This window comes from Mesorhizobium sp. M0018 (genome assembly GCF_040323955.1).
GTDB lineage: Bacteria > Pseudomonadota > Alphaproteobacteria > Rhizobiales > Rhizobiaceae > Mesorhizobium.
The window spans coordinates 50,603-64,839 of the sequence record NZ_JAMYVL010000010.1 but is presented as its reverse complement, the minus strand read 5'-3'; the positions used below and the strand labels follow the sequence as shown (position 1 = coordinate 64,839).

General features: G+C 61.9%; 12 protein-coding genes. 9 read left to right on the top strand and 3 right to left on the bottom strand.

The genetic code is table 11. The features are described from left to right. The first annotated feature begins 231 nt into the window (after positions 1-231). Together NKJ81_RS15965 and NKJ81_RS15960 are read left to right on the top strand one after the other, a co-directional pair. Positions 232-948, top strand: coding sequence for a response regulator (locus tag NKJ81_RS15965; RefSeq protein WP_352469721.1), 717 nt, complete (start codon positions 232-234; stop codon positions 946-948). Beyond that, positions 945-2,354 carry an ATP-binding protein gene (locus NKJ81_RS15960; protein ID WP_352540994.1) on the top strand — a complete coding sequence of 470 codons (1,410 nt, stop codon included), beginning with the start codon at positions 945-947 and terminating at the stop codon, positions 2,352-2,354. The genes NKJ81_RS15965 and NKJ81_RS15960 overlap by 4 nt, the downstream gene beginning before the upstream one ends. 236 nt (positions 2,355-2,590) lie before the next feature. On the opposite strand, the gene choV is transcribed toward NKJ81_RS15960, so the two are convergent. From choV to NKJ81_RS15945, 3 genes are all read right to left on the bottom strand, one after another. Next, positions 2,591-3,772, bottom strand: a complete 1,182-nt coding sequence (gene choV, locus NKJ81_RS15955; RefSeq protein ID WP_352540993.1) for a choline ABC transporter ATP-binding protein — start codon at positions 3,770-3,772, stop codon at positions 2,591-2,593. Next, positions 3,769-4,623: a choline ABC transporter permease subunit gene (gene choW, locus NKJ81_RS15950; protein WP_254819158.1), complete on the bottom strand. Its 855-nt coding sequence runs from the start codon at positions 4,621-4,623 to the stop codon at positions 3,769-3,771. Before choW ends, choV begins: the two co-directional genes overlap by 4 nt. 118 nt (positions 4,624-4,741) lie before the next feature. Continuing rightward, positions 4,742-5,677, bottom strand: a complete 936-nt coding sequence (locus NKJ81_RS15945) for a choline ABC transporter substrate-binding protein (RefSeq protein WP_292660734.1) — start codon at positions 5,675-5,677, stop codon at positions 4,742-4,744. Positions 5,678-5,913: 236 nt separating this feature from the next. Here NKJ81_RS15945 and NKJ81_RS15940 point away from each other — a divergent pair, with 236 nt between their 5' ends. The 7 genes from NKJ81_RS15940 (at position 5,914) to NKJ81_RS15910 (ending at position 14,099) form a co-directional block, all read left to right on the top strand. After that, entirely contained in the window at positions 5,914-6,525 is a 612-nt protein-coding gene (locus NKJ81_RS15940) for a thymidine kinase (RefSeq protein ID WP_352540992.1), read from the top strand. A 127-nt stretch (positions 6,526-6,652) separates the two neighbouring features. Beyond that, on the top strand, positions 6,653-7,042 hold the full coding sequence (locus tag NKJ81_RS15935; RefSeq protein WP_352540991.1) for a c-type cytochrome: 390 nt from the start codon (positions 6,653-6,655) through the stop codon (positions 7,040-7,042). A gap of 216 nt (positions 7,043-7,258) precedes the next feature. Beyond that, positions 7,259-8,347 carry a hypothetical protein gene (locus tag NKJ81_RS15930; RefSeq protein WP_352540990.1) on the top strand — a complete coding sequence of 363 codons (1,089 nt, stop codon included), beginning with the start codon at positions 7,259-7,261 and terminating at the stop codon, positions 8,345-8,347. A 35-nt stretch (positions 8,348-8,382) separates the two neighbouring features. Next, the gene (locus tag NKJ81_RS15925; protein WP_352540989.1) at positions 8,383-9,528 is read left to right on the top strand and encodes a hypothetical protein; all 1,146 of its coding nucleotides are present in this window, start codon (positions 8,383-8,385) and stop codon (positions 9,526-9,528) included. A gap of 24 nt (positions 9,529-9,552) precedes the next feature. After that, positions 9,553-11,463 (top strand): AAA family ATPase, encoded by a 1,911-nt coding sequence (locus NKJ81_RS15920; protein WP_352540988.1) that lies wholly within the window; start codon positions 9,553-9,555, stop codon positions 11,461-11,463. 198 nt (positions 11,464-11,661) lie between these two features. Next, the gene (locus NKJ81_RS15915; RefSeq protein ID WP_352540987.1) at positions 11,662-12,960 is read left to right on the top strand and encodes a DUF6638 family protein; all 1,299 of its coding nucleotides are present in this window, start codon (positions 11,662-11,664) and stop codon (positions 12,958-12,960) included. Positions 12,961-12,974: 14 nt separating this feature from the next. Continuing rightward, positions 12,975-14,099: a DUF2333 family protein gene (locus tag NKJ81_RS15910; protein ID WP_352450540.1), complete on the top strand. Its 1,125-nt coding sequence runs from the start codon at positions 12,975-12,977 to the stop codon at positions 14,097-14,099. Positions 14,100-14,237 lie beyond the last annotated feature (138 nt).

Sequence of the window (14,237 nt, the reverse complement as noted above, 5' to 3'; positions counted from 1 at the left end):
GTCCGTAATCCCGTAACGCGTGTCGCAGCCGATGACCTGACCGCCACGGCACCACTTATGCCTTTGATTTTTTTCGGCAGTTTTTCCGGATTGTAGAATTTTGTTTCTGGATTGTTTCTGGGCAGCCCGGATCGGGTCGCCGATCTCCACTGGCCAACTTATGGCCTGAATTCTATCGTCTGGCTGACAGCCGAAGCAGCGCTTGGGCGATCCACAAATGACAGGTTCCCTGTGAAATCCGACCCCCACATACTGATCGTCGACGACGACAAGGGCATTCGCGACCTGCTTCAGGAATTTTTCCAGAAGCGAGGGCTGCATACATCGGTCGCCGCCGACGGCACCGAGATGGAGACCATCCTACGCCGCGCCCAGGTCGACCTGATCGTCCTGGACGTCATGCTGCCCGGCAAGAGCGGGCTGGAGCTCTGCCGCGAGTTGCGCGCCAATTATTCGACGCCGATCATCATGCTGACCGCGGTTACCGAAACTACCGACCGCGTGGTTGGGCTGGAGATGGGTGCCGACGACTACGTGCCGAAACCCTTCGATCCGCGCGAGCTGCTCGCACGCATTCGTGCCGTCTTGAGACGCAATGGCGCCGCCGAACCGCGACGCGCGGCCTCGCGGCAGATCTACCATTTCGCCGGCTGGACGATGGACTGTTCGCGCCGCCGGCTGATGGCGCCCGGCGACGTCAGGATCGAGCTGACGATGGCCGAATTCAATCTACTGCAGACCTTCGTCAAGAGCGCGCAACGCGTACTGAGCCGCGAGCAGCTGATCGAGCTGTCCGGCGGCGACAGCGGCTACAGTTTCGACCGCAGCGTGGACATTCTGGTCAGCCGGCTGCGGCGCAAGATGGAGGATGACCCGAAAACGCCAAAGCTGATCTTGACTGTGCGCAGCGGCGGCTACCAGTTCCTGCCTGAGACGACCGCCGAATGAGACGTATTCTGCCGCAAACACTGCCGGTCTGGGTGCTGCTCATCGTCATAGCCGGCCTGCTGATCAGCCAGATCGCGACCCTCTACATCGTTTCGCGCGACCGTGCCGCCGCCAATGACGTCGTCGATCTCTACCGGCTAAACGACCGCGCCTTCTCGCTGGTACAGCTGATGCATGACGCCACCCCCGAACAGCGCAAGGCGACGGCCTCCGGCCTGTTCAACGCCACTTATGCGCTCACCGTTTCCAACACGCCCGCCGTTACTTCCTCGATAGCCGGCGACGACGAGCTGGCCGAATTGGAGGACATATTGGTCGGCCGGCTATCGAAGTTCGGCATCACCGACGCGCGGGTCCGCCGCGACCCGGCAACGCACGAAGCCGACGCTCCCGGCGGGACGGTCGCCGGTCCCGATATTGGCCAGGTCGAGCGCGACCTGCTGGTGCTGGCGGCCGATTTCGCCCAGAGCGACAAGCTGACCGCTTCGCTTCGCTTTGCCGACGGCCAATGGCTGAACTTCACCGAGCCGAACACGCCGGCCGGGCCGATACTGAGCTTCGATAGCCTGCCACTCTATGCCTTGATCGCCGGGCTGGTGGTGGCTTCCTCGATCTGGTCGCTGCGCCGGCTGACGGCGCCCTACCGGATGATGGAGACCGCGGTGAAGCGGATCGGCGAGGACCTGAAGAGCCCGCCGATCGCCGAGAGCGGCAGCCGCGAGGTGCGTACCGCGGCAAAGGCGGTCAATGCCATGCAGGCAAGACTGCGCGCCTACGTCGAGGACCGCGAGCATCTTGCCGCCGCACTGGCGCACGACCTGCGCACGCCGTTGACCAGGATGCGGCTGCGCCTCGAACTGCTGAGGAATTCGTCCGTGCGCGCCGCACTGGCGCACGACCTCGCCGACATCGAAGGCATTGCCAGCTCGGTCATCGACTTCGCCACTTTCGAGGTGACCGAGGAGAAGAGCGAGAGGATCGATTTCTGGTCGCTGGTAGAATCGATCGCCGACGGCTTCGACGAGGTCTCCTTCGACAATGAGGACGCGCGCTCGCGCGGCCTGATCTGCGTCGCGCAGCCGGTCGCGCTACGGCGCTGTGTCACCAACCTCGTCCAGAACGCGGTGACCTATGGCAAGAGGGCGCATCTCAGCCTGCGTCAATCAGGCAAGACAATCACGCTGGCGATCCATGACGAGGGTCCGGGCATCCCGCAAGCCGAGCTCGACGCCGTGTTCGGCTCGTTCGTGCGCCTGGAACAGTCGCGCAGCCGTCAGACCGGCGGCCTCGGCCTCGGCTTGACCATCGCCCGCAACATCGCCCGTAGCGCCGGCGGCGAAGTCAGCCTGTCCAACCATCCCGATGGCGGCCTGATGACGGAGCTGCGCCTGCCGCTGGCGGTTTAGCTTGCGTATCGGGCTAAGCCGGCGTTCCTTCGCGCCCCCCTCTGTTCTGCTGGACACCTCCTCCACAGGTGGGGAGATTGGTCGTCATCGCCGATTTCGCCAATTACAAACGTTGGAATGTGAGAGCCGTCCGCGAAGCCGCCGATCTCCCCCCAAGTGGGAGAGATGTCCGACAGGACAGAGGGGGCGCGACAGAACTCGGCGTTTGGTCTTGGTTCTCTCCCCAAGGAGAAAAACTATCTTCGCAACACCGCGCTCAACACATCCCTGACGCCGATGGCGCCGACGAAGCGCGACTGCTCGTCGAATAGCGCGACGGGTGCGGTCTGCGAGCGATGCATGGCCAGCATCACGGTCTTCAGCGAGGTGCCGGGATTGGCCCAGAATACCTGAGCCGTCTCCTCCGGCTGGGCTTCGACATCGGCGCAGGACACCCAGACCGCCGGCTTGCCGTCGCGCTCGGCCGCCGCCACCAGCCCATGCTCGTCGATCTTGAAACGCGTCGTCCTGCGCCGGTCGAGCCACACCCAGCCGTTCTCGCCATGTTCGAGGTCGCGGCGGTCGCGCATGACGTTCCACGCGGTCAGCACCGAGAGCGGGTTCACATTGGCGATGAAGTCGCGGACATAGTCGTTGGCGGGCCGCAGCACGATGTCTTCCGGCGCGCCTGTTTGCACGATGCGCCCGCCTTCCATGATGGTGATATGGGTGCCGATCTTCAGCGCCTCCTCGAGGTCGTGGCTGACGAAGATGATGGTCTTCTTCAGCTCGGCCTGGAGCTGCAGCAGCTCGTCCTGCAGCTTGGTCCGGATCAGCGGATCGAGCGCCGAGAACGGCTCGTCCATCAGCAGGATCGGCGCCTCGGTGGCAAAGGCGCGCGCCAGGCCGACGCGCTGCTGCATGCCGCCGGAAAGCTCATGCGCATATTTCTTCGACCACTGGTCGAGATGAACCAGCTTCAGCTGCCTGTTCACCCGCTCCTTGCGCTCGGCTTCGGGTACGCCGGCGAGCTCGAGGCCAAGGCCGACATTCTCCTCCACCGTGCGCCACGGCAGCAGGCCGAACTGCTGGAACACCATCGCCACCTGTTTCTGCCGCAGCCGCCGAAGCGTCGCCTCGTCGCAGGTGACGACGTCGACCGTGCCGTCGCCATCCTTGACCAGCACCTGGCCGCGCGAGACGACGTTCAGCCGGTTGACGGCTCTGAGCAGCGTCGATTTGCCGGAGCCGGAAAGCCCCATCAGCACCGAGATCTCGCCCTCGTTCACGGTGAGGCTGGCGCCGGCGCAGCCCAGTACGTTGCCGGTTTTTTCGAGGATCTCGGCTCGGGTGGCACCACTGTCGATCAGCGCCAGCGAGCCTGCCTGGTCGGCGCCGAAGACGATGTCGACATTCCTGAAATCGACGGCGACGGTCATTTCTTGCCTCCCACGCCGATGCGCGTCATCCGGTCGAGCACGATGGCGAGCACGACGATGGCGAGCCCTGCCTCAAGCCCGAGGTCGATCCTGCGCGAACCGAGCGCCCGGTTGATTTCCGTACCGAGGCCGCCGGCGCCGATCAGGGCGGCGAACACCACCATCGACAGCGACAGCATGATCGACTGGGTCAGCCCAGCCATGATGGTCGGCAGCGCTGAAGGCAGCTCGACCTTCCACAGCAGCTGGCGCTTGGTGGCGCCGAATGCCTCGCCCGCCTCGACGATCGATTTCGGCACCGAGGTGACGCCGAGATGGGTGAGCCGAACCGAGGTCGGGATGACGAAGATGATGGTGACGATCAGGCCGGGCGCGTTGCCGAGGCCGAACAGGGTCAGCACCGGGATCAGGTAGACGAAGGTCGGCAATGTCTGCATCAGGTCGAGCACCGGCAGCATGACGCGATACACCTTCGGCTTGTGCGCGGCCCAGATGCCGAGCGGCACGCCGATGGCCATCGACACGGCGGCGGCGGCGACCACCAGCACCAGCGTCTCCACCGTCTGCTTCCACAGGTTCTGGTTGAGGATGAACAGCAATCCGATGAATACCGCCAAAGCCAGGCCTTTCGAGCGCTGCAGGAAATAGGCGAGCAGAGCGATCAGCGCGATCAGCAGAACCGGCGGCAGCAACAGCAGCCCGTCGACGATGCCGTCGAGCAGGAAGTTGAGGCTGTTGGAAAAGGCCCTGAAGATGGTGTCGAAATTGTCGGTGAGAAAGCCGAAAAACGCCTTCCCCCATGCCCCGATGGGAATCTTGTAACTGACCAGGAATTTGGAGATCGGATCCATCTAGCCCCTCTTCTGCCGGCGCCGTCCTTCGCCGGACGGTCATCTTGTCACAGGATATGAAAAAGGGCAGCCATTTCTACCGTGGCTGCCCTTTGTCTCGTCATGCCAGATGGTCGGGTCAGCTTCCGAGCGCCGTTTTCACCGCAGCCGCCGCATCGCCGCCGTCGAAGGTGGTGACGCCGGCGATCCAGGGAGCGACCGCGTCCGGGTGCTTCTTCAGCCAGTCGGTCGCGACCGTATTGGCATCGCCGCCCTTCAGGATCGCGTCCATCATCTCGCCTTCCATGTCGAGGTTGAACTTCAGATTGGCGATGAACTTGCCGGCGTTCGGGCATTCGCTCATGTAGCCCTTGCGTACGTTGGTATGCACGGTGGCAGCACCAAAGCCGCTATCTCCCATCCCCTCGAGATAGGTGATCTTCATGGCGCCCATCACCGGATGCGGCGTCCAGCCGAGGAAGGCGATCCATTCATTGTTCTTCATCGACTGCTCGGCCTGGGTGAGCATGCCGGCCTCGGAAGATTCGACCAGTTCGAAGCCTTCAAGATTGGTCTTCGGATCCTTGATCATGTCGAGGATGATGCGGTTGCCGTCATTGCCGGCCTCGATGCCGTAGATCTTGCCGTCGAACTTGTCCTTGAACTTGCCGAGATCGGTCAGCGTCTTGACACCGGCATCGGCGACATAGGTCGGAACGACGATGCCGTAGCCGGCACCGCTGAGATTTTCGCTGACGGTCTCGACCGAGCCTTCGGCGGCATAGTCCTTGATGTCGTTGGTCATCGACGGCATCCAGTTTCCGAGGAACACGTCGAGGTCTTTGTTCTTCAGCGACGCATAGGTCACCGGCACCGAAAGCTGGATCACCTGCGGCTCGTAGCCGAGCGCCGTGAGCAGCACCGAAGCGACGCCGGTGGTCGCCTGGATGTCGGTCCAGCCGACATCGGACAGCCGCACCGTCTTGCAGCTTTCCGGATCGCCGGCGAAGGCCCCAGTCGTGGATAGAAAAGCCGCCAGGCCGAGGCCGGCGACGAATGAACTCATACGCGACATGAAAATTCTCCCATTTCAGTTCTCGGTGAAGCGAAGCGACGGTTTATCTCCGCCTTTGTTCCGTCAGCCAAACATCATTCTGCTGCGGTTTCAAGCACTAAGGCAATCACGAACAACGGCGCAGGCTGGCCGATCAGCGACACGCCCGCCGCTTTCCGGATGGAAGTCGCCTTTTCCCGGTGGAATGTAGGCGCTCCCCCTCCCCGCTTTGTTGCAACTCGGCTTAAAAGGACGGCATGGCCAAGCTGTACTTCCATTATGCGACGATGAATGCCGGCAAGACGACGATGCTGTTGCAGGCCTCGTATAATTACCGCGAGCGCGGCATGACGACGATGTTGTTCATCGCCGGCCACTACCGCAAGGGCGATACCGGGCTGATCTCGTCGCGCATCGGCCTGGAGAGGGAAGCCGAGATTTTCCGCGACGGCGACGATCTGTTTGCCCGGGTCGCCGAGCATCACGACCACGCCACGGTCCATTGCGTCTTCATCGATGAGGCCCAGTTCCTCGAAGAGGAGCAAGTCTGGCAACTCGCCCGCATCGCCGACCGGCTGAACATCCCGGTCATGTGCTACGGCCTGCGCACCGATTTCCAGGGCAAGCTGTTTTCCGGATCGCGCACCCTGCTGGCAATCGCCGACGACCTGCGCGAGGTGCGCACCATCTGCCGTTGCGGCCGCAAGGCGACGATGGTGGTGCGCCTCGGCGCCGACGGCAAGGTGGCGAAACAGGGCGAACAGGTGGCGATCGGCAAGGATGTCTATGTCTCGCTCTGCCGCCGCCATTGGGAAGAGGAAATGGGCCGCGCCGTGCCCGACGATTTCATCGGCTTCACCAGAACCTGACCAGCGCTATTGCTTTCATCCGACCTCCCGGCCGACATTCGTTCGCCAATCGCGCCATCGTGCGGCGCTTGTTTAAGGCCTGCTTCCTATTTCAGAACCTCTCAGCCAGAGCCGTCGGGGAGTTCCCATGCTTCGAGCCATCTCATCTGCAACTGCTTTCCTCATCGCCGGCGCTCTTGCCGCGCATGCCGACGGCGATGCCGCTCTCGGCAAGAAAGTCTTCAACAGATGCGTGGCCTGTCATGAGGCAACGAGCGACCACGACAAGGTCGGCCCGCATCTGCTGGGTGTCGTCGGCCGCACCGCCGGCACCGCGGACAGTTATCTCAGCCGCTACTCGCAGGGGATGAAGGACGCCGGCGCCGCCGGCCTGGTCTGGGACGAAGCAATCCTCGCCGAATACCTGCGCGCGCCGCGGCAGAAGGTCCCTGGCAACAAAATGGCCTTCTCCGGCCTGACCAGCGACGACGACATCGCCAATGTCATCGCCTACCTCAAGGCCGATCCCAAGCCCTGAGCGTCGCTCCCCGACCTAAAGTCCAGCCGCGGTTGAAGCGGTGTCTGACCGGACGGCAGTTACACCGTAATCATTGCCTGACTATCCTGCGGTCGGCCTCCTGAAATTCTTTTGTTTTCCTGTAATCCCATGTCTTCCGTCTTTCATTCGCCAAACCCGGCACATATATTCGCGGCGGTTTGCGAAACGAAACCGATGCCGAAGCGGGAGGCCCCAATGGCGACATTGCAGAATTTCGACGCCGAGATTGCCAAGACCAAGCAGGTCGTTGAGGACATGCGCACCAAGATCGAGCAGTCCGGTACTGTGCTCGAGACGCTCGCCACCGCCGACAAGAAGATCGGCGACGCCAATTTCGACATCGAGAATGCCCGCATCGAGGACGTGCTGAAGCAGCAGAAGGTGATGGAAGGCAATATCGCCGACCTGATTATCGGCCTCGAGGACGCCACCAACGTCTTCGGCGCCGAATTCGAGAGCATGAAGAACTACACCGGCTGGGAAAATTTCGTCGGTGTCTTCTCCAGCCAGCGCAAGCAGCGCCTGCGCACCGACCGCGTCCGCAACATGTCGCTGGCCGGCAATCTGCAGGAGCTGCTGGCGAAATCCGACACCATCGTCGGCATCCTCAAGGCGCAGAAGCAGGTTCTCGACACGCGCTACAAGACCTCCGAGGCCAGCCTGTCGCAGGTGATCGAGCGCCGCAAGACCACCATGTCCAATCTCGAGACCGTGCAGAAACGCATCGAAGAACTCAACCCGATGCTGCTCGACATCGAGAACAAGATCGCCGCCTCGACCAGCCAGAAGGAGCGCACGCAGCTTGAAGGCGAACGCTCGAAACTGGCCACGGAATACAACGAAAAGCAGGCCAAGGAGCAGGAATTGCTGGCCGAAAGCCAGACGCTGGAGCGCTACACCTCGATGTTCCAGACCTTCGTTGATTCGCTCAACAACCAGATCGCGGCGCAATCGACGCTGATCAACAAGCTGACCATCGATACCGAGCAGCGCATCGTGCTGTACAAGGCGCTGGAAGATTCGCTGAAGACCGCCGCCCAACAGGATGTCGCCCACAAGATCAACACGCTGGGCAGCCAGGTCGACAACACCGCCGAAGAGACCATGGCCGGCATTGGTGCCGCCTCGCAAAAGCACATCGGCGATCTGCTTGAAATGCACGAGAAAAACATGGTCGCCACCGCCGACATCCAGCGCCGCAAGAAGCTCGCCGACGATGCCTTCGCCCGCCGCTTCGACGATGTGATGAAGAAGCACAATTCGGCAAATTACGTGCAGTCGTAATTGCTGCACGTGCACTGCTCCCGAGGGCTGGCAGCATGACCCCCGAAAACGAAGCTGCGGCGCGCTATTTCTCGGCGATCGCGGCGGCACTTGGCGGCCTCGAAGTGTTCATGCGCGACGATCGCTCGCCGCTCTACCGGCACGGCATCGTCGCCAAGGTCGTCGCCGAATATATTGCGCGGCTCGACAAGTCGTTCTCGTGCTGGCGCAACCGGCTGGGCTTCACCGAGACGTTCCGCATCTCGCGCGCCGAAAGCGGTTTCCCGGTCTTCCAGAACCTGCTCGAACTGGAAAACGACCGGCTCCAGGCCGATGCGCGACTCGCCGTCATCCCTTCGGCCAGCGAGCTGCGCGAGGAAATGGCCGACTTCATCCTGCGCCACAAGGAATGTCCCGAAGCGCTGCAGAAGTCGATGGCCGAGCGGCTTTACCTCGAGGACGTCAAGAGCGAGACTACCTTCGGCCCGTTCACGCTGGCCCAGACGGTCAAGGTGTCGGTCAATCCGAAGACGTTGCGCCCCTATTATCTGGTCCACTGGGCCTGCTTCGACGGCAGCGCCAACCTGCCGCTTGTCTATATGGTGACGGTCGAGGATTCCTCGGACGACATGATCCGGCAGCTTGTCGACTCCAGCGGCAAACTTAATGAGAGGATCGACATTCCGCTGCCGGTCGACGGCTTGCTCAATCCCGAGCTTGCCCACCGTTTCGACGATTTCACCGAAAAGAATTCCGCCTACGCGCTGTCGCCGGCGACCATCGCGGTCAACCTCGACAAGGATTTCGAGCCGCTGCATCCCAAGCAACTGCGTCGCGTCGTGCTCGGCCCGTTCTATTCTGCAGGGATAACCGACAACAATTCGACGGTGAGCGAAGTGCTGGCCAAGGTGCGCAAGCCGGAAAACGCCTGGCTGCTGACCTGGACCATCCAGGAGGTCTTTTCCAAGGCCGAAAAGCCAGGCCGCAAGGGGCTGTTTTCGAGCGAAAAGACGACACAGGAATTCTTCATCAATACCGACGATCTCGAGGCCGCGCGGCAAGGCGTGTCCAACTACGAGAACCATGCGCTGATTCCGCACGAGGCCTATCAGGCGCTCTATGCCGCCGGCGAGGCGCAGAAGATCTTTTCGGGCTACAAGGTCCACATCCTGTCCAAAGGGCAGGTCATCAGCGACGTCTGACCGTCAAATCGCGGAGCATCCTCCATGGACACCGGCCTGACCACCATCCCGGAAGCGGCAATTGAAAAGCACCGTGCCACTGCGCAAAGTTTCATCACCCGCATCGTCGTGCTGGAGGACCCATCGCGCGAGTCCGGCACCGCGCTTGCCGGCACCAACCGCCGCTTCGTCTCTACCGTCTCGGTCGGCTCGGCGCGCCGCACGCGCGAGGTCGAGCTCTCCAAAACCGTCGCCGCCGTCCATTCCGACGACCAGTTGCTGACCATCCCGCAGCACACGCTGTTGTTTCGCGCCCGGCGCGGCACAGCGATAGCGCTGGCCATATCGGATGTCTTCGCCGAGGGCTCGGACCTCGAAAGTCTGCAGGCGAAAAACGCCCGCTCGCCGCTCGAAGGCGATGAAGCTGCCACCTTCAAGAAGCTGCTGTCGGCCTCTGCCTACATCTCCGCCTTCAGCCTTGCCTCCTATTTGTTCCAGCTGATCGACAGCGACGGCGAGGCGCCGAACGACACGCCCGAGCCGGACTTTCTGTTCGACACGCCACAGGATGCGGTGAAGTCGATCGTGGCCGGGCTCGACAGGGCGATAGCAGGTTCGAAGGACGATGCCGACCTGATGACCCGCGCCCGCGCCTTTGCCCGCGTCGCGATCGACGGGCTGTTGGCGCGAAAGGGCCGCTTCGACGGCATCGGTCCGTTCGAGAACGCGCATATCCGCATCGACGTCGACGATTTTACCCTTGACGGCTTCGACGTCGCGCCGGGTAAGCGGGCAAAGCCGCTGGTGATGACCTTCAAAAAACCGGAAGAGGTCGTCGGCAACCACATCGCCAAATACCAGTCGGTCAAGCTTGCCAAGATGCTGATGGCCTACGATTTCGAGCGTGAGCTGAACCCATTCGTCGAACTCGGCGGCTTCCTGTTCACCTTTATCGGCGATGGCGCGCCCGGCACCGGCAAGACAACCTTGATCCAGATGATCGCTGGTCTTCTCAATGGTTATTGCCAGGTCGCCGGCTATCCCTTCGCCTACGAGAATTTCGGCGTCGACCAGATCTCCTCCTACCAGGGCAAGTCGGGCCAGAACTGCCGCCAGTTCATCAACAATGTGCTGAACCCGCGCGTCATCGGCTTTGGCACCATCGACGATATCGACCAGGTGGCGGCACGCCGGTCCGACGACCGCGCCTCGGCCGGCCAGCAGGAAATCACCGGCGTCCTGATGGATGCCTTTGGAGGTGCGGCGACCGTGGTGCGCGGCAACTGCTCGTTCGGCATGTTCTCCAACTATCCCGAGAACGTCGACGACGCATTGCGCCAGCGCGCCGGCGCGCGCTGGCTGGTCGATGGCCCGCAGAGCCGCGACGACTACATCGACATCTTCGTTCTGCTCGCCGGCAAGAACCACAAGATCCCGCTCGGCGAGCACAAGCTCTACGCTGCCCAGGAAATCCAGCGCGCGGTGATGGAAGCCTACGAGGAGCATGAAAAGCCGCAGGAAGACGGGCTGATGAAGGTCTATGAGCGCTACATGAAGGAGAATGGCGCGCCGAAGACGATGGCTGACATCGGCACCTATCTGCACTTGATCAAGGATGCCGAGCCGCGCTTTACCGGCCGCGCCATCAAGAACGTTACCGATGCCATCAAGATGCGCGCCATGGACATCGAATTGCCGGACGAGTGGTTCGAAAAGCCGGAAGCCTTCATGCACAAGGGTTACGACGACAAGAAAGCGATGATCGAGGAGCTGCGCGGGCCATTCTCGATGGACATGGTCATGCAGGAGATCAACCGCTATGCGGATTCCGAATTCCGCTATTCCGACAAGTCCGATGATGCGGCGGTGACCAAGATGATCCGCGACACCCGTCTGCGGGAGCGTGCCGTCCGCGAGATCGAGGGGTTGAAGAAAAAGGGGCTGTGGAATGCGTGAGATGCGCCGACGCCACCTTCTCCCCTTGTGGGAGAAGGTGGCGTCGAAGGCGACGGATGAGGGGTATTCGTCAAGCTGGAACACCCCTCATCCGACCGAGCTTCGCTCGGCCACCTTCTCCCACAAGGGGAGAAGGAGCGTTCGCGCCCCTCATCCGCCCTTCGGGCACCGTCTCCCCGTGAACGCGGAGAAGGAATAATGGCCAAGAAACCCGATCTGTTGCGCGACAACGAGCTGATCTACGGCCGGCTGCTGACGATCGACGAGCCGCACCTGATCCAGCGCTACAACAAGGCGATGGTCGCGTTCGGCTTGAAGCCGACCAAGTTGAAAAGCTTCGAGATCGACCGCACTGGCTTCTCGCCGCAGGTCGCCGAGGAATGCGGCGACTACAGCTACCTCGATCCGAACGAGGTCAACCGCCGCTTCATTATCCTGACGCCGTCGCAGATCGACCTGCCGGTGGTGCACACGGCGTTCTCCAACACCTCGCTGCTGATGTACGAGTTCATGTCCAAGAACCAGCGCGCCATCGATGCGCTGACGATCAAGGACGTCATCTACGGCGAGATCGAGGATTCGGTCCCCAAGGTCGACGACATCGAGGACCTGCTGTCGATCAACCAGGTCGAGTTCAAGGTGCTGTCGGCCGAGGATGTGCTCGGCAAGGCCGCCGAGCTCGGCAAGCTGGTCGACCGGCTGAAGCAGGAGCCGGATGCCTGGCGCGACAACGCCATGCTGGCCCACATGGTCGAGCTGGCGAAGGTCTGCGGCGACATCCGCGAGAATGCGCTGGTGCCGGACCAGGTGATCTTCCGTCACAATGCCTATTGGACCAGCCATTTCGGCGGGCTCTATGTGTTCGTCGATCCCGACGTGACGACGGTGATCAGCGACCCGGCAGCGCCCGGTTTTCGCCGCTCGCGGCCGTGGCAGGTGAGTTACCTTTCGATCCACGATGCCGACAAGGTGTTCAAGTTCCTCGCCTCGACCGGCCGCATCGAGCTGCCGCGCGCCTCATGGATCGAAACCTCCGGTTATCTCGAGCATCGCGCCGAAATGGTGGTGCGCGCGCTGATCCGCGACGCCGATCCCGACCGCAATCTGACCGACGTCGACAAGGTCTGGCTGCAGACCTGGATCCACGGCCATACCGATCTGATCACCAGGGACGGCAATTTTCCCTTCCTCAACGCCGCCAAGCGCGAGATCGCCCAGCTCGGCCATCTCAAGATCGAGGACGTGTTCCCGCAGCAGCGCTTCCTGGTCATCCGCGCCAAGCCGGACCATCCCGACGCCTGGCTGACCAACCAGCTGATCTCGGACTTCGTGCCGCAGGACTTCGTTTCGCGTTACGTCTTCAACAAGCCGGGCTTCTACAGGGACTATGAGGGCTTCAGCGACGCCTGGCGATCGCATGTTGTGGACGTTCTGAAAACCACATATCTGAAGGACAAGGTGGCGTTTCGCACGCGCCTCTACGGCTTGACTGACTGAGGGGTGACATCGCCATGCTTGATCCGATCGTGAGTTTCTTCACCCGGATTTTCCAGTGGATTGGCCGCGGCATCGGCCTGCTCATCGGCGCGATCCTGTGGCCGTTCCTGTGGGCGGGGCGCTGGTACACGCAACGCGGCTGGATCCTGAAGGCGGTGCTCGGCCTGGCTGTGCTCGTGCTGATCGGTCTCTATGTCAACTTCTTCTACGCCACCCAGTGGTGGAACAATTTCGACCCGAATTACGTCGACAAATACACGTTCGAAAAACGCAACAGCTCCGCCGGTGAACAGGTTTCCGCCGGCGCCGGCACCGACACGGCCAAGACCTGCGGAAATTCAGCCATTGCCCAGGTTGCGGCCGACCTGACCGACTTCAACGTCAACCAGAATGCCTGGGTGTCGTCGATGATTCTTTACAAGCTCGGCCTGTTCGGCATCGACTGGGATCACACGCCGTTCATGGACAACAAGGCTTCGTTCCAGCGCGGCATCAACCAGGCGGTGCGGCGTACTGCGACCGAGCTTGCCGATAATCTCGGCCGCGTCCGCACCACCTCGCAGATCGACGCCGACCTGCAGGATGCCCGCGGCAATCTGCAGTTCGACGAGGAAACCTGGTATTTCGGCTTGAACCCGTTCGGCCCCAAGACGCCGACGCCGAGCTACTATCGCGACGCGGTGCGCAAGCTGCGTTCCTTCAACGCCCGCCTCGCAGCCTGCCAGGCGACGTTCGATGCCCGCGCCGACAATCTCAAGCAGTATATCGACCGCATTTCGTCCGATATCGGTTCGACCTCGGCGATCCTCAAGGAGCGTGCCGAAAACCACAATAATGGCTGGTTCGACACTCGCGCCGACGACCGCTTCTGGTTCGCCTATGGCCAGCTCTATGCCTATTACGGGCTGATGAAGGGCGCACAGGCCGACTTCGAGGACGTCATCAAGGAAAAGCACCTGCAGAACCTGTGGGATACGATGGACGCGCAGTTCGTCTCGGCACTGCGCATCCAGCCCTTCATCATCGCCAATGGCCGCGAGGACGGCTGGCTGTTGCCGACACATCTGACGACGATGGGTTTTTACATACTCAGGGTGCGCTCGAACATGGTCGAGATCAGCAACGTGCTGACGCAGTAGCGGATCGTCCCGCACAGCCGGCGCTGGTGAATTTGCGCCGTTGCTTCTGTCGCTTTTCGCGTATTACGCGGCTGTTTTGAGACGGCGGAACCGCGCCTGCTCTGGCTTCTATACGGCGCGGCAACCGGCGCGAAAAGA